Origin of the sequence: Baekduia soli, from assembly GCF_007970665.1 — a bacterium.
Taxonomy (GTDB): domain Bacteria; phylum Actinomycetota; class Thermoleophilia; order Solirubrobacterales; family Solirubrobacteraceae; genus Baekduia; species Baekduia soli.
On record NZ_CP042430.1, the window covers coordinates 4,644,846 to 4,660,551 of the forward strand.

Below are 15,706 nucleotides of genomic sequence, written 5' to 3' on the forward strand. Positions count from 1 at the left end.
TAACACTTCCTAATCGAACGATCCCGCGCTCCACAGCGGCTGCGGGGGCCCCGTGGAGGTCCGCGCCGGCGCCGGCGCCGACGCGGACGGCACCGGCGACGATGCCGCCGCGGCGGACGGAGCGGCCGGTGTGGGCGGGCGCACGCGGCCGGCGGGCGCCGGCGGGCGGCCCAGGCCCCAGCCGCGGGCCGCGCCGAGCAGGAGCACGGTGCCGCCCAGGGCGAGGATGACCGGCAGCAGCAGCGCGCTGCGCGCGTCGGTGCCTGCGCCGAGCGCGTGGATCGCGCCGAGCACGAAGGCCGCGGAGGCGAAGCGGTGCGCCGAGCGCCAGCGCCGCGCGCCGATGCGGCCGCGCAGGTAGTACGAGAGGCCGAAGCCCGCCAGCGCGTAGCCGGCCAGGATGCCCAGCCCGGTCCACAGCGGGCGGTAGTGCATCGTGAGCGGGACGAGGACGCCGAGGACGCCCGGGTGCAGCCACGGGTCGGCGAGCAGCAGCAGGCCGTGGGCGGCGGTGCAGCCCAGGCCGGTGAGCGCGAGGCGCTCGTGCCATGGGCGCAGGCGCGCGGCCGTGGCCGGCGACGTCAGCCGCAGCGCGGAGACGAGCCCGAGCAGCGCGACGACGCCCAGCGCGGAGAAGCCGACGATGCCGGCGGCGCGGCTGGCCAGCCACCAGGTGTAGTGCAGGGGGTCCATGGGTCAGGCGTGCTGGCGGGTGACGACGGCGCGGGCGGCCAGGCGCGCCAGGCCCGGGACGACCTCCACGCGGCCGTCCTCGTGGACGAGCACGCCGCCGTGGCGCGCCAGGACGGTGCGCGCGCGGCCCGGGCCGCTGAGCAGCGCCGTCTTGGCGGTCACCTCGGCCGCCAGCGCGGTGGGCGCCAGCGCCGTGGCGGTCAGCAGACCGGTCCAGGCCGGCCGGCCGGTGGCCGGGTCGAGCAGGTGGTGGGCGGGCCGGCCGTCGGCGCCGATCCACAGGCGGGCGTGGATGCCCGAGGTGGCGACGCCGCCGCCCGCGACGTGCAGGCGGTGCGCGACGCCGCCGGTCAGGGGATGGGCCACGAGCACCTCCTGCGGCCCGCCGCCGAGGGCCAGGTCGCCGCCGAGGTCGACGACGAAGCGCAGGCCGGCCAGCCCGGCGGCCACGAGGTCGGCGGCCAGGCCCTTGCCCAGCCCGCCGCTGTCGAGTGCGACGCCCGGCGGGCGCCGGATCGTGCCCGTGCGCTCGTCGGCGCCGAGGTCGCGCCAGCGCCCGGCGGCGTGCGCGCGTGCCGGGGCGCGGCCGGGGGCCTCGGCCAGGGCGAGGTCGAGCGGTGCGCGCTCCCCCGTCCAGTGCCCTGCGTAGCCGGCCTGCACGAGCTCGTGGCCGAGCGTGATGTCCACCAGGCCGCCCGAGGCCCGCCCCGCGCGGGCGCCGGCCCGCACCAGCGCCCGGACGTGGGGATGGGCGGCAACCTCCCGGCGGGGGTCGCTCGCGAGGGAGGCGACGTCGCTGCCGGGCTCGAAGCGGGTCCAGCGCGCCTGGGAGGTCGGTGAGGAGCGCGCGAGCGTCGGCGGCGGCCTGCCGCAGCCGGGGCGAGGGATCCTCGCCGGGGGCGTCGTCGCCCAGCAGCAGCCGGGCGCGGGCGCCCATGCACGTGAAGTCCTGCTCCAGGCGGCTCATGACGCGCGCGTGGACGGGGCGCCGGAGGACCAGCCGCCCGAGGTCGAGCCCTGGCCGCCGCCGGCCGACGGGCCGGCGCCCTGGGGGGCGAGACCGCCGGGGTCGGACTGCTCGCCGCCGGGATCGTCCCGGCCGCCGTAGGCGCCCTGGCCGAAGGGGTCGGCCCCGGTCGCCGGCGCGTCGTCGGACGCGGCCGGGGCCGGGGCGGCGACGGCCGTGCCCAGCGCGGGGTCCTTGCCGTCGTGGACGCGCAGGGCAAGGACGCCGAAGACGGCGGCGGTGCAGGCCGCCGCGGCGGTGGCGAAGGTGCGCAGGCGTGGCGCTCGGGGCATGGTCCGAGGATCCCCCTGGGCCCTCAAGCGTCCCTGAAGCGCGCCTGGGTCTTTCCTGAGAGGCGGCGGGCCTCAGCGCCGCAGGTAGACGACGGCGCGGACCCCGCGGGGCAGCGGCCGGCGGCCGAAGGAGGGCACCGGGGCGACGCGCTGGAAGCGGGGGTCGTGGTCCAGCGCCTGCTCCCACTGCGGGGCGCGGCGACGGATCTCCGCCGTCCACGGGGCGCCCCACTTGGCCGTGCGGATGATGGGCTGGATGAGGATGAGGTGCTGGCCCGGCTGCACCTCGGGCGCCAGGCGGTCCAGGGTGCGCCTGGGGCCGGCGGCCTTCAGGCGCGGCAGCGCGTCGCGCCAGTCGAAGACGCGGTTGTCGCTCACGGGGCCCAGCGCGTCGGCCCACCGGTAGCCGCCGCCGAGGTAGTAGCGCATCGCGGGGCCGTACTCGGGGTGCACGGCCACGACGAGGTCGCCCGCGTGGATGAGGTTCTCGTCCTTGAGCGTGCGCGCGACGCGGTAGGCGTCGCTCTTGCCCCGGATCGACCGCTCGTGCGGGTTGAACCAGAGGATCATGGCGATGACGAGCGCGACGAGGCCGAGCTTGCCGAACCGGACGATCCCCGCGCCGACGAGCAGGAGCGCGGGGCCCGTGACGACGGCGAAGTAGCGCGTCGCCCACGCCGGTGAGGCCTGCGAGGACAGCCAGGCCAGCAGGATCGCGACGCCCGTGGCGACGACGAGTGCCAGCGCAGCGCGAGCGCGCGGCCGACCCTCCGTGCCGCCGCGCAGCGTCAGGATGCCCGCTGCGCCGACGAGCCCGAGCAGGAGCGCCGTCGGCACGCCGCCCGTGATGTTCTGCAGGCCCGTGATGACCGCGTTCCACGGCGGGCGCTCGGCCCACGGCGCTCCGGTGTGGGCGGCCTGGAAGAGCAGCGACGGGATCCAGGGCGCGTAGAGGACGAGCACCGCGCCGAAGCCCAGCAGCCCGTCGCGCAGCAGGCCGCGGCGCTCCTGTGCCGGGGCGGTGCGCAGCAGGACGAGCCAGGCCACGCCGAGGCCCACGGTGAGGAACAGCCCCCAGTTGTGGGCGTAGATGGTCGCCGCGGTGGCGACGGAGAAGACCGGGATGGCCCGGCGCCGGCGCAGGGCGAAGGCCATGGCGAACGTCGCCGAGGCGATGAGGCCCAGGAAGGCGACGAGCGCGTACATGCGCGTCTCCTGGGCGTAGTAGGTCAGGAACGGGTTGAACGCGAACAGGACGGCGGTCGCCCACGCGGCGCGCTCGCCGAACAGCCGGCGCGCCGCCCACCACCCGGCGGGGACGGTGCCCACGGCGAACAGGAGCGACAGGGCATGGGTCCGGCTCTCGCCGTCGCCGCCGACGATGCCCATCCAGACATGCAGCAGCATGTAGTACAACGGCGGCGAGCCGTCCTTGCGCAGGACGGTCGGGATGTCGAAGAAGCCGTGGTGGGCGATCCCGACCGACAGCCCCTCGTCGATCCAGAACTTGGCGGTCAGCGCGTGTGAGCGCAGCCAGACCGAGAGCCCGATGAGGACGAGCAGCCCGGCGGCGGTGAGCAGACCGCGACGCCCGTGCCACGGACCGCCCGTCGCCCCGCCGACGCCCGGCTGGACCGGGCCCGCGTGCGAGGCCGGTGGATCGGCGACCGCGCTCATGCGCCGGCCGCCCCGCAGGCCGCGACGATGCGCCAGCGCACGCCCGTGGCCAGCGTGCGGGTGTCGCCCACCGCCGCCAGGCTCGGGACGGCGCGGCTGCCCTCGGTCGTCCGCACGCGGAAGACGAGCGCCGGCGGCTGCGGGTCGATCTGGACGTCCTCGATGTGGCGGTGCAGGTTCCACGCCACGACGGGCACGAGGAACGGGCCGGTGTAGGCGTCGCCGCAGCGCCGCAACGCGGCGGGCCCGCCGGCCGCGGCGACCACGCCGGGCAGCTCGTCGGCCAGGTCGGCCTGGTAGTGGACGTCGCGCATGTTCGGGCCGAAGCGCCCGAGGCTCGGCGCCGCGAACAGCACCGCGGCGCCGATCGCGGCGGCCGCCACGAGCGTGCGGCGCATGGCGCCGGGACGCGAGGCGCCGTGGCGGACGAGCTCGAGCACCCGGCCCATGAGCCAGCCCGCGCCCGCGCCCGACAGCACCATGAACAGCACGACCGGGGCGATGAGGTAGCGCTGGTTGCCCGAGAAGCCGTCCTGGGTCATGTAGGCCACCAGGCCCAGCCACGCCAGGCCGAGGGCGACGAGCAGGGCGATGACGCGGTCGCGGCGGGCCACGAGCATGGCCGCCGCGCAGCCCAGCCCGGCCAGCAGCGGCGCCGTCAGCATCCCCTGCGCGTTGCGCAGGAGCGCGAGCGCCGGCTTGTCGTCGTAGGTCGGGGCGCCGGCGTTGACGTTCTTGGCCCGGTGCATCGCGCGCAGCAGGTCGCCCGAGCCCCACCACTCCGGCAGCAGCCACAGGGCGACGACCGCCGCCCCCGCACCCAGGATCACGCGCGCGGGGATCGCACGGCGCCAGAGCAGGAAGAGGCCGTAGAGCCCGAGGAACGGCCACGCCTCGGGCCGCAGCAGCCCGGCGCAGACGGCCATGGCGAAGGCCGTACCGCGGCGCCCGGCCATCTCGCGATCGATCGCGGCCAGCAGGAAGGCGACGCTCAGGCCCTCGGAGTTGCCCAGCGCGGCGTTGCGGATGAACCAGGGCGCCAGCGCCACCGCCGCGGCCGCGGCGGCGCCGCCGACCACGCCGCCGCCGATCGTGCGCGCGACGCGGAAGGCCAGCACGACGGAGGCCAGCGCGCCCGCGCGGGCCACGACCAGCCAGAGGTCCGGGGCGGCCGACCCGAAGAGCGAAAAGACCGTGGTGAACGCGACGGGCAGCGGCTTCCACGACGGCCCCTGGCTCGTGACGAGGTCGAGGTGGGTGATCTCGCGGCCCCAGATGATCCACGACCACGGGTCGTATGTCGGGGCACTGGGCAGCAACAAACTCAGGGCGGCCAGGGCGACGCAGATCCCGATGAGCAGCAGCGGGCCGCGCCAGGGGCGTGCGCCGGTCATCGCCGTACCGGACGGCGCCTGCGAGACCCGTATCGCGTCGGAGCGCTCTTGAACCAGCACGGCGGTGCCCAAGGGTATGCCCGCGCCGGGACAGGTCCGCTCCGCCCTTAACGATTCGCAACGCAGCCGTCCTGCCGTCAAGGGTCCGGTTGGTCCCTGGCCGATGGAGGGGGATCGCGGGCACGGACTGGCTGCAGCCCGACGGCGCGCCTAGGCTCGCTCTCGTCATATGAGCGTCTCCCGATCCCCGTCCACGGCGGTCCCGCTCCGGCTCGTCACCACCCCTGTGCCGAACGCACCGGAGCCCCCGGTCATCGTGCATGCGATCGGCGGCCGGGCCGACGCGGTGCGCCTGGCGCCCGTCATCGGCGCGCTGGAGCGCCAGGACGTCTTCCGCCAGGTCGTGGTGCACACCGGATCGGCGCAGGACCGCGGGCTGGTGGGCGAGCTGGCCGATGAGCTCGGGCTCCCCGCCGCAGACCACGTGCTCGACGTAGGCGCGGGCTCCGACGCGGGGTTGACGGCCCAGACGCTCACCGCCTTCGACGCGCTGCTGCGCGAGTTGCCTCCTGAGCTCGTCATGCTCTCGGGCGACACGAACGCCACCCTGTCGTGCGCCCTGGCCGCCGCGAAGCGGCAGGTCGCGGTCGCCCATGTCGGCTCGGGCCTGCGGTCCTGGGACTGGACGACACCCGAGGAGATCAACCGCGTGGTCATCGACCGCCTCTCGGACACGCTCTTCACCCACAGTCACGAGGCCGTCGACAACCTGCTCGCCGAGGGCGTGTCAGACGGGCGGGTCCACCCCGTGGGCTCGACCGTCGTCGACGCCCTGCGCCGTGTGGAGCCCGCGATCCGCTCGCGCGAGGCCTGGACCGCGCTGGATCTCCCTCCAGGCGACTACGTCCTCGTGATGCTCCATCACCGGGACGCGATCGCCGATGGCGCCCGGCGCGACGCGCTGGTCGCCGGGCTCGCCACGCTGGCCGGCGAGGCCCCCGTCGCCTTCGCGCTGCACCCCGCGGCGGCGCCGACCCTGAACGCGGCGGGCGCGATCGCGCGCCTGCAGGCCGCCGGCGTGCGCACGGTGCCGCCCATGGGCCACGTCGACTTCCTCTCACTCGAGCTGGGCGCCGGCGCGATCGTCACCGATTCCGGCACGGTGCAGGAGGAGGCCACGGTGCTCGGCGTCCCCTGCTACACCCCGGGGTCACTGAGCGAGGGGCGCATCACGCTGACGCACGGCACGAACGTGCTCCTCGGCGAGGACGCGGGGGCTGTGGCCACCGTGCGCCCCTCGCGCACCGACCACGCTCCATGCGTCGTGCCCCTGTGGGACGGGCGTGCCGGCGAGCGGATCGCGGCGGCGATCCTCGCCAACTACGCGGTGCGCGCGGACCAGTCGTCCACGAGCCTGCGGTAGCAGTCCAGCAGCACGGTCGCCGCAGCCTCCCAGGTCAGCGCTGCGGCCCCCTCCAGGCCGGCGACGCCCAGTCGCGCCAGCAGCGCGGGATCGCGCTGGACGGCGACGAGGTCGCGCCGCAGCGCGTCGGCGTCGCCCGCCGGGTGCACGAGCGCGTCGTGACCGGGCGTGCAGGCCGCGCCCGCGTGGTCGGAGACCAGCAGGACGCAGCCGGTGGCCCGCGCCTCGTAGGTGACCAGGGCGCTGCCCTCCTCGACCGAGGGCAGGACGAGCACGTCGGCGCCCCGCATGACCTCGGCCATCGCCGTCGTCGGCCCCAGCTCGACGACGCTGGGGTCGGCGAGCATCGGCGCCAGCACCGGGCGGTAGACCGGGTCGATCGGGCCGGCGATCACGAAGCGGCCGCCACGGCGCGGGCCCTCGCTGGCCAGCCAGGCGCGCAGCGCGAGGTGCAGGCCCTTGCGGGGCTCGCCCCGGCCCGCGAACACCGCGGTGAAGGGCGCCCGCGGGTCGCGCACGCCGGGCGAGAAGCGCGCCGGGTCGTAGCCGTAGCGATGGCGCAGGAGGCGTTCGGGGTCGTGCCCGTGCTCCAGGAACGTGTCGCGCACGAAGTCCGACGGGCATAGCAGCGCGTCCGCCGCGGCGTACTCGCGCTCCTCGCGCGCCAGCCGGTCGGGGTCGTGGGCGTGCGGGCTGCCGGGCTGCTCGGCGATGCCCAGCTCGCGCCCGACGGCGGCGACGGCGTCGAAGGCGAAGGCCGTGTGGGCGTTGGGGCGCTCGAGCACCGAGGGCACCCCGAGGTCCCGCGCCGCCTGCAGGGTCCGCAGGGCGCCCAGCGGCCACGCGTGGACGATGTCGGGACGCACGCCCTGGGTCAGGCGCCGGGCGCAGCGGCGGTCGTGAAGGGCCAGCGCCCGGTCCTTGCCGACGAGCCGGTACGGCACCTTCATGCCGGCGGCGCGCATCGTCTCGTGGACCGCGACCGACCGCGGCAGGGGACGCTCCAGGCTGCCGCACACGAGCGTCACCTCGGCGCCGAGCGCCGCCAGGCCGGCGACCTGCTCGAACGCCGTCGTGCCGATGCCGGCCATGCCGAGGCGGTTGGGGAACGAGTACAGGACGCGCACGGCGAGACCCGGCCCGGTCAGCCCGCGGCCTGCGCTCGCTGCCGGCGGCGGCGGCGCAGGTGCGTCATGAGCCGCCCCTCGCCCAGCGCCCGGCGGGCCAGCCGGTCGGTGCCGGCCGCCGCGGCGAGGGCCGCGCCGGCGGCCAGCGCGCGCGGGCGCGGGCCGAGGAGGGTGACGTCGGCGTCCTCCCAGCGCTCGTCGGCGAAGCTCTGCTTGTAGCCGGCGTCGCCGTAGCCGAGGTCGATCGCACGCACGCCGCGCTCGGCGCAGAGATCCTCGACCATCCGCATCTGCACGTAGGTCCCGACCCGCAGGCGCCCGTAGTCGGGGTGAAAGCCCGTCGCGGCGCCGAAGAACGTGTCGCGGAAGCGATGGCCGACCTCGAAGGCCACGGGCACGCCGTCGAGATGCAGGACCCAGGCGCGCACCCAGCCCCGCTCCAGGCCGAGGGCGAGCATCGCCCGCCGCTCGGCATCGGCCCGGAAGCCGCCACCCAGGCCGCGCTGGTAGGAGCGGCTGGCGATCGACTCGAGGTCGGCGACGAGCGCGTCGAGGTCGCCGGGTTCGCGGTGGCGGTGCACGACCAGCCCGGCGCCGAAGTGGGCCTCGAGCTCGCGGGCCTGCTTGCGGACGCTGCGCCGCGTGCGCGACGACAGGCCGGCGACGTAGTCCTCGAACGTGCCCGGCAGGTTCAGCCGCCAGTGCCCGCCCGCCGACGGGACCGTCGGACGCAGCGCCCGCGGCCAACGTGCGCAGGCGGCGCGCAGCGGGCCGTCGACGCGGGCGCGGTGCAGGTAGACGGCGTCGGCGTCGCCGCGGCGCACCGCACGCCACAGCGCGTCGATCAGCACCGCCTCGGCGCCCGGGTCCAGGCTCGCCACACCGCCGTGCACGACGGTGATGCAGCGCAGGCGCGGCGCGACGAGCGTGCGGGCACCCACGCGGGCGGCCACCACACGATCCTCGAGCCGGGCCATCGCCATCGCGCGCACCTCGCCGTCGCGCTCGAGCACGAGCACGTGCGGAGCGACGATCGACTCCCGCTCGTTCACCAGCAGGGCGAAGACGTCGAGGTCCGCCTCGAGGTCGTCCCACGGCAGTCGCGCCCAGGCGTCGCGCAGCGCCGCCAGGCCGTCGAGATCGGTCACCACGCGCACGACGCCGGCGGCGGGGGCGGCGGGACCCGCGGGCGCGGTCTCCGGGGCGGCGGGCAGGACGGCGTCGAGGGACATTCGCCGGCGACCGTAGCGCCGATCGTCCCCGGCGCCGCTAGACCGCCGGCCAGGTCTCGGCGGCCGGGCCCCTGCGCCGCGACGAACCCGCCGATCGGCTAGCACGGCCGCGCGCACCCGGACGTATCGTCGCCGGTGTGACCTCCGACGCCCTGACCTATGCGCTGGTCACCCCGGCGCGCAACGAGGCCGACAACCTCCCGCGGCTGGGCACCGCGATCGCCGCGCAGACCATCCCGCCGCTGAGCTGGATCATCGTCGACGACCACTCCGACGACGGCAGCCTGGACTGGGCGGCGGCCTTCGCCGCCCAACACGCGTACGCCCGGGCGTTGGCCTGGGACGGTCCGGCCGGCGGCGCGCTGTCGGAGGGCCGGCGCGAGGCCCGCGACCTGCACGCCTTCCGTTTCGGCATCACCTCGCTGCCCGTCCCCGCCGACGTCGTCGTCAAGGTCGACGCCGACACGTCCTTCGATCCCGACTACTTCGAGCGCCTGCTCGCCCACTTCGCCGCCGAGCCCGAGCTGGGCATCGCCGGCGGGCTGTGCCTCGAGCTCGAGGACGGCCGCTGGGTGGCGCGCTCGACGGTCGCCACCCATCCGCGCGGCGCGTCGCGGGCCTACCGCTGGGCCTGCGTCGCCGACGTCATGGAGCTCGAGCCCCGCATGGGCTGGGACGGCCTGGACGAGGTCAAGGTGAGCCTGCGCGGGTTCCGCACCCGCCAGCTCCCCGACATCGCCTTCCGCCATCACCGCGCCGAGGGCGGGCGCGAGCGCCACCGCCTGCGCGCCCGCGCCCTGTCGGGTCGCGCCTCCTGGTTCATGGGCTACCGGCCGAGCTACCTCGTGCTTCGGGCGCTGCACCGCGCCCGGCGCGACCCCGCCGCCCTGGCCATGGTCTGGGGCTACTTCGCCGAGGCCGTGCGGGGCACGCCGCGCTGCGCCGACGCGGCGGTCGTCGCGGCGGTCCGCGAGCGCCAGGCGCTGCAGACGCTGCTGCGCGAGGGCCTCCCGGCGCGCACGTGAGCGCCACGGGACCCCTGCGCGCGGGTGCGCCCGCCGGGGCGGCCCTCGCCGCGGCGCTTGCCGGCGAGGCGGCCACCTACGCGGCCAAGCGCCGCGAGATCGCCGCGCTGCGCGCACGCTGTCGTGCGCAGAGGGTCGTGGTGCTCACGTTCGATGACGGCCCGTCGCGCGAGCTGACGCCGCGCGTGCTCGACGTCCTGGCCGACCACGGCGCGCAGGCCACGTTCTTCGCCCTCGGGCAGCGGGCGGCTGGCGCGCCGGAGGTCCTGGACCGCGTCCGCGCCGAGGGCCACGAGATCGGCGCGCACACCATGAACCACCGCAACGCCTGGCGCACGCCGCCGTGGGACGCGTTGCGCGACATCCGCGAGGGGTACGGCGCGCTGGCGCCGTGGGTGGCCACCGACGGCCGCTTCCGGCCGCCGCACGGCAAGCAGACCGGGCTGACCCGCCGCGCGGTGCGCCGACGCGGCGCCCCGGTGGCCTGGTGGACCGTGGACTCCGGCGACACCCACACGCAGCTGCCCGCTCCCGACGCCGTGGTGCGCCGCGTGCTCGCCGAGGGCGGCGGCGTGGTGCTCGCTCACGACCACGGCGCCGGCCGGCCCGCCGAGCGCCAGGAGTTCGTGCTCGAGGTCACGGGCCGCCTGCTGCGCGCCGCCCGGGCCGGCGGCCTGCACGTGCGGCCCCTGCGCGACCTGGCCTGAGGCGCCGCGCCCTCAGGCCCGCAGCAGCGAGGCGTCGAACGGGACGACGGAGCCGCCCTCGTCCAGCGACCGCTGCAGCGCCTCGAGGACCTCGACGACGGCCAGGCCCTGGGCCGCGTCGCTGCGCGGGACCTCGAGCCCGCGCACGCAGCGGACGAAGTGGCGGCACTGGATGCGCAGCGGCTCCTCGCTGGAGATCCGCGGGATGTAGGTGTCGCCGTGGCGCAGCTGCACGTACTCGCCGTAGGAAGCCGGCTGCCAGGGCTGGCCGTTGCCGTTGCCCGAGTGCGTGACACCCTTGTTGAAGATCTTGACCTTCTCGTCGGCGTTCATGTCGTCGAAGACGGCCATCTTGTCGGACCCGACGATCGTGACGCGGCGCATCTTGAACGGGTCCATCCACGACAGGTGCAGGTGGGCGATGACCCCGCTCGGGAAGCGCAGGACGCCGAAGACGACGTCCTCGATCCCCTCGTGGATGAAGCATTGACCTTGGGCCGAGACCGCCTCGGGCAGCTCGCCCACGAGGTGCAGCAGCACGGAGATGTCGTGGGCGCCGAGCGACCACAGCGCATTCTCGTCGCTGCGCACCTGGCCGAGGTTGACGCGGTTGGTGTAGAGGTAGTGCGTGCGCCCCAGCTCGCCGGCGTCGACGAGCTCCTTGAGCTTGGCCACCGCCGGATGGTGGACGAGCAGGTGCCCGACGACCATGAGCAGGCCGGCCTTGTCGGCCGCGGCGGACATCGTCCGCGCGTCGGAGCTCGTCAACGCCAGGGGCTTCTCGACGAACACGTGCTTGCCCGCCTCGATGGCGCGCAGCGCCAGCGCCGCATGCGTCGGCGCGCTCGTGGCGACCGAGACCGCCTCGACTGCCGGGTCGGCGAGCACCTCGTCGAGGTCCGAGGTGACGCGCGCCTCGGGGAACTGGCGCGCGAAGCGCTCTAGCTTGCCGCTGTCGAGGTCGCACAGCCAGGCCAGCTCGGCGTCCTCCAGGCCGCTCCAGGCGCGCGCCAGGTTGGGGCCCCAGTAACCGAGGCCGAGGGCGGCCACGCGGACCGGGGTCATGGGGGTATGGCTCATCGCCGTCCATGGTGGACCGTCGCGTCCCCGAGGACACCCGCAGGGCGGCTAGGCGCGACCTAACCGATCGGTGAGGATCCGGCGTCGCGCGTACGGCGGGGCGCCGATCTGGATCTACAGTCGGCCGACGAGCGGGGCCACGGGCTGCGCTCGCCCCGACTCAAGGCAAGGACGACGATCGTGGACATCACCCAGCATCTTCGCGTCATCAGCCGCTGGCGCAGGGTCATCATCGCCAGCGCCCTGCTCGGGATCGCGCTGGCCGCGCTGTTCACGGTGAAGTACTCCGACGGTGGGCTGCAGTGGCGCCACAGCGCGAAGTGGGAGAGCACCTCGCGCCTGTTCGTGACCCAGAACGGCTTCCCGTGGGGCCGCACCACGTTCGACCTCGCCAGCGGTGTCAAGGCCACCGGCGGGGCGACGGGCGCCTCATCGGGCACGAGCACCGACGGCCGCCCGGTCAACGGCAGCCCCTCCACGGCGCCCAACGACTTCGCCGATCCCAACCGCCTCTCGCTCCTGGCCATCATCTACTCGTTCATCAGCCAGAGCAACGCGCTGTCGGAGATCAACCCCAAGCCGCTGGGCCCGGGCGAGGAGATCGCGGCGCAGGAGCTGTCCAACCAGAACACGGGCGCACTCCCCCTCTTCCAGCTCACGGCCACCGCGCCGACGCGGAAGGCGGCCGACGATCTCAACACGGAGCGCACGAGGGCGCTCATCGGGTACCTGGCGACCCAGCAGGACGTCAACGCGGTGCCCGCGGGCCAGCGCGTGAAGATCTCCGTCCTCAACAAGCCGCTGGCCACGCAGGTCTCCGGGCACGGCCAGATGCTCGGCATCGCGATGATCTTCCTCGTCATGTGCGCCGGCCTGGCGGCCAGCTACATGCTCGAGAGCCTGCGCCTGAGCCGCGAGCGGATGGCCGCCGGTGCCTCGGGCAGCGGCGAGCTGGTCGAGCATCCCACCCGCGGTGGGACGGCCGAGCCCCAGCAGCGCTCGATGGGCTGAGCGGCGGAGCGGATGCTCGGCTCACGTCTCCACCCGGCGGGTGGCTCCCCGCCCCTGCGCCGCATCGACGTGGGCGCCTGGCTGGGCCTGGCGCTCGGGGCGGCCGTGGCGATCGGGGCGGTCGCCGCCGATGTCCATCCGCTGCCCGTCGTCGTCGGGGTCACCGCCGCGACCGCCTTCGTGGCGATGCACCGCTGGCTGCTCGCGTGGCGGACCATGCTGGGCGCGATCATCGTGGTGATCCTCTTCATCCCGATCAAGCGCTACGAGCTGCCCGTCAACCTGCCGCTGCAGCTCGAGCCCTACCGGATCCTCGTCGGGCTCGTCGGCTGCGCCCTGCTCGGGTCGCTGCTCATCGATCACCGGCTGCGGTGGCGCGCGACCGGCCTGGACGGCCCGATCGCGATGCTCCTGCTGGCGATGATCCTCTCGGTGCTGACGCGGGGCGGCCATATCCTCGGCGGGGGGCTGTCGCAGTACGTCATCCGATACATGATGTTCTTCTTCAGCTACATCATCGTCTTCTACCTGATGACGCTCGCCCTGACGCGGCGCAGCGACGTCGAGGCGCTGCTGCGGCTGCTGGTGGCCGGCGCGGCGGTCGTTGCGGTGGCGACGGTCTACGAGAGCCGGACCTCCTACAACATCTTCGACCACCTGCACCAGTTCCTCCCGATCCTGCGCTTCAACGGCGTGCCCTATGTCACCGATCGCGGCGGCGGGGCGCGCGCCTACGCCTCCGGCCAGCATCCGATCGCGATGGGCGCAGCGCTGATGATGCTCGTGCCGATCGCGATCTACCTCATCCGCAAGACGGGCCAGAAGCGGTGGTGGCTGGCCTGCCTGCTGCTGGTGCTCGGCGCGCTGGCCACGAAGTCCCGCACGGCCATCGTGATGATGCTCGTCATCCTCGTCGCCATCTGGATCATGAAGCCCGCGGCGACGCGGCGGATGATCCCCAAGCTGCTGCCACTGGTCCTCGTGGTCCACGTCGCGCTGCCCGGGACCCTGAGCACGTTCCAGAGCACGTTCTTCCCCAGCGGCGGCATCGTGGCCAGCGAGACGCAGACCGAGACGACCTGGCGGGTCAACTACGGCCGCGGGCGGATCGGGGAGTGGAACCCGGCCCTGAAGGAGTGGTCGCACACGCCGATGTTCGGCCAGGGCGTCGGCACCCGCGTCAACGACTTCCTGGACCCCAAGTTCAACGCCCCGATCCTCGACGACCAGTGGCTGGGCTCGATCCTCGACCTCGGGGTGTTCGGCGTGGTCGCGCTGCTGTGGTTCTTCGTGGCGGCGATCCGGCGGCTGGGCCGGCTCGCGCGCCGCGACGACTCCGACGACAGCTGGCTGCTGACGGGCCTGGCCGCGGCGATCGCCTCCTACGCCTTCGGGATGCTCACCTTCGACGCCTTCAACTTCGTGCAGGTGACGATGCTCATGTTCCTGCTCGTGGCCATCGGCATGGTCACGCTGCGGCCGCGCGCCCAGGAGCGGGTCGGGTGAGCGTTCCCGCCCCGGTCGCCGAGCCGCTCGCGGAGCCCGCGGCCCCGGCGATCGCCGCGCCGCGTCCGCGGCTGCGCGCCCAGGTGCTCAGCGGCGTGCTGTGGAAGCTCGTCTCGCAGGGCTTCCGGCAGGGCTCGCGCCTGATCGTCGCGCTCATCCTGGCGCGCCTGCTCACACCCGACGAGTTCGGGGTGGCGGCCGAGGTGCTCGTCTTCTCCTCGCTGGTGATGGTGTTCGCCGACCTGGCCTTCGGCGCGGCGCTGATCCAGCGCCCGGACATCGACGAGGACGACCGCAGCACGGCGTTCTGGACCTGCCTGGCCAGCGGGATCGTCTTCACCGCCCTGGGCGTCGCGCTCGCCGGGCCCATCGCAGGCTTCTACCACGAGCCCCAGGTGCGCCCGCTGCTGACGGCCCTGTCGTTCGCGTTCCTGGCGACGTCGCTGTCGACCGTCCAGGAGTCCCTGCTCGTCCGCGAGATGAGCTTCCGGACGCTCGAGACGCGGATGATGATCACGACGGTGGGCGGCGGCGCGGTGGGCATCACCGCCGCAGCCCTGGGCGCCGGAGCCTGGGCCATCATCCTGCAGTCGCTCAGCCTGGCCGTGTTCTCCACGGCGCTGTTGTGGGTCATGTCGCCGTGGCGCCCGCGCTTTCGCTTCTCGTGGTCCTCCCTGCGCGGCGCGGCGTCCTTCAGCGGCTACATCTTCGGACACCGCCTCCTGTACTACCTGCACCGCAACTCGGACAACCTGCTCATCGGCCGGTACATCGGGGCGGCGTCACTCGGCGCCTACGCCATCGCCTACAACGTGATCCTCGTGCCGTTCAGCCGGATCGCGACGCCGATCCAGGACGTGCTCTTCCCGGCGTTCTCGCGCATCCAGGACGACCGGCCGCGGATCGCCGCCGGCTGGATCCGCGTGACGCGCGTGGTGGCCGCGGTGACGGTGCCCATGCTCGTCGGGCTGGCGATCTGCGCCCACGAGTTCGTGCAGGTGGTCCTCGGACCCCGGTGGGCGGCGGCGGCCACCGTCATCCAGGTGCTGGCGTGGGTCGGGATCCTGCAGTCGCTGCAGAGCATGAACACCGCGATCCTCGAGGCCGTCGGCCAGGCCCGCGCGGTGTTCCGATACACCATCGTGTTCTTCGCCACCCATCTCGTCGCCTTCGTCGTGGGCCTGCACTGGGGGATCGTCGGCGTGGCGGTCGGCTACAGCATCTCCACGACGATCATCGAGCCCTCGTACCTGTGGCTGACCGCCCGCGCCGTGGGCATCTCGCCGTGGACCTTCGTGCGGTCCCTGGGCGGCGTCTTCCAGGCCAGCGCCGGGATGGGCCTGATCGTCCTCGCGGCGCGCTGGGGGCTGCTGCAGGCCGGTGCGCCGGCGCTCGTGCGGCTGCTGGCGTGCACGCTGGTGGGCATCGGCGCCTGGGCGGCGCTCGTCGCCTGGCGCGTGCCCGAGGTCGTCGCCGAGGTCCGCGACGTGCGCGCCCGGCGCCGCGCCCGGGGCACCGCCTGATGCCTGGCC

General features: G+C 74.8%; 14 protein-coding genes. 6 read left to right on the forward strand and 8 right to left on the reverse strand.

The annotated features are described in order from the left end of the window. Positions 1 to 9 precede the first annotated feature (9 nt). From FSW04_RS22530 to FSW04_RS22550, 5 genes are all read right to left on the reverse strand, one after another. Positions 10 to 693, reverse strand: coding sequence for a hypothetical protein (locus FSW04_RS22530; RefSeq protein ID WP_146922435.1), 684 nt, complete (start codon positions 691 to 693; stop codon positions 10 to 12). A 3-nt stretch (positions 694 to 696) separates the two neighbouring features. Then, positions 697 to 1,581: an FAD:protein FMN transferase gene (locus tag FSW04_RS22535; protein ID WP_146922436.1), complete on the reverse strand. Its 885-nt coding sequence runs from the start codon at positions 1,579 to 1,581 to the stop codon at positions 697 to 699. A gap of 75 nt (positions 1,582 to 1,656) precedes the next feature. Then, positions 1,657 to 1,992 (reverse strand): hypothetical protein, encoded by a 336-nt coding sequence (locus FSW04_RS22540; RefSeq protein ID WP_146922437.1) that lies wholly within the window; start codon positions 1,990 to 1,992, stop codon positions 1,657 to 1,659. 72 nt (positions 1,993 to 2,064) lie between these two features. After that, positions 2,065 to 3,669 carry a glycosyltransferase family 39 protein gene (locus tag FSW04_RS22545; RefSeq protein WP_146922438.1) on the reverse strand — a complete coding sequence of 535 codons (1,605 nt, stop codon included), beginning with the start codon at positions 3,667 to 3,669 and terminating at the stop codon, positions 2,065 to 2,067. After that, positions 3,666 to 5,063: a hypothetical protein gene (locus FSW04_RS22550; RefSeq protein ID WP_146922439.1), complete on the reverse strand. Its 1,398-nt coding sequence runs from the start codon at positions 5,061 to 5,063 to the stop codon at positions 3,666 to 3,668. The genes FSW04_RS22545 and FSW04_RS22550 overlap by 4 nt, the downstream gene beginning before the upstream one ends. 286 nt (positions 5,064 to 5,349) lie before the next feature. Between FSW04_RS22550 and FSW04_RS22555 the strand changes: the two genes are divergently transcribed. After that, positions 5,350 to 6,486, forward strand: a complete 1,137-nt coding sequence (locus tag FSW04_RS22555; protein ID WP_187369028.1) for a UDP-N-acetyl glucosamine 2-epimerase — start codon at positions 5,350 to 5,352, stop codon at positions 6,484 to 6,486. Here the strand turns inward: FSW04_RS22555 and FSW04_RS22560 are convergent. Together FSW04_RS22560 and FSW04_RS22565 are read right to left on the reverse strand one after the other, a co-directional pair. Beyond that, positions 6,444 to 7,613 carry a glycosyltransferase family 4 protein gene (locus tag FSW04_RS22560; RefSeq protein WP_146922441.1) on the reverse strand — a complete coding sequence of 390 codons (1,170 nt, stop codon included), beginning with the start codon at positions 7,611 to 7,613 and terminating at the stop codon, positions 6,444 to 6,446. The two genes, FSW04_RS22555 and FSW04_RS22560, sit on opposite strands and share 43 nt — an antisense overlap. Before the next feature lie 17 nt (positions 7,614 to 7,630). Beyond that, complete coding sequence (locus FSW04_RS22565; RefSeq protein ID WP_146922442.1) at positions 7,631 to 8,845, reverse strand: GNAT family N-acetyltransferase; 1,215 nt, start codon at positions 8,843 to 8,845, stop codon at positions 7,631 to 7,633. Positions 8,846 to 8,982: 137 nt separating this feature from the next. Here FSW04_RS22565 and FSW04_RS22570 point away from each other — a divergent pair, with 137 nt between their 5' ends. Beyond that, positions 8,983 to 9,870, forward strand: coding sequence for a glycosyltransferase family A protein (locus FSW04_RS22570; protein ID WP_187369029.1), 888 nt, complete (start codon positions 8,983 to 8,985; stop codon positions 9,868 to 9,870). Continuing rightward, complete coding sequence (locus tag FSW04_RS26535; RefSeq protein ID WP_187369030.1) at positions 9,867 to 10,577, forward strand: polysaccharide deacetylase family protein; 711 nt, start codon at positions 9,867 to 9,869, stop codon at positions 10,575 to 10,577. The genes FSW04_RS22570 and FSW04_RS26535 overlap by 4 nt, the downstream gene beginning before the upstream one ends. A 12-nt stretch (positions 10,578 to 10,589) precedes the next feature. Here the strand turns inward: FSW04_RS26535 and FSW04_RS22580 are convergent, their stop codons facing one another. Beyond that, entirely contained in the window at positions 10,590 to 11,657 is a 1,068-nt protein-coding gene (locus FSW04_RS22580) for a Gfo/Idh/MocA family protein (protein ID WP_146922445.1), read from the reverse strand. A gap of 180 nt (positions 11,658 to 11,837) precedes the next feature. Here FSW04_RS22580 and FSW04_RS22585 point away from each other — a divergent pair, with 180 nt between their 5' ends. The 3 genes from FSW04_RS22585 to FSW04_RS22595 are packed head-to-tail and all read left to right on the forward strand — an operon-like array spanning position 11,838 to position 15,697. Beyond that, a complete protein-coding gene (locus tag FSW04_RS22585; protein WP_146922446.1) occupies positions 11,838 to 12,668 on the forward strand; it encodes a hypothetical protein in 831 nt (276 codons plus the stop codon). Between the two features lie 12 nt (positions 12,669 to 12,680). Beyond that, positions 12,681 to 14,174: an O-antigen ligase family protein gene (locus FSW04_RS22590; RefSeq protein ID WP_146922447.1), complete on the forward strand. Its 1,494-nt coding sequence runs from the start codon at positions 12,681 to 12,683 to the stop codon at positions 14,172 to 14,174. After that, the gene (locus FSW04_RS22595; protein ID WP_187369031.1) at positions 14,171 to 15,697 is read left to right on the forward strand and encodes an MOP flippase family protein; all 1,527 of its coding nucleotides are present in this window, start codon (positions 14,171 to 14,173) and stop codon (positions 15,695 to 15,697) included. The genes FSW04_RS22590 and FSW04_RS22595 overlap by 4 nt, the downstream gene beginning before the upstream one ends. Positions 15,698 to 15,706 lie beyond the last annotated feature (9 nt).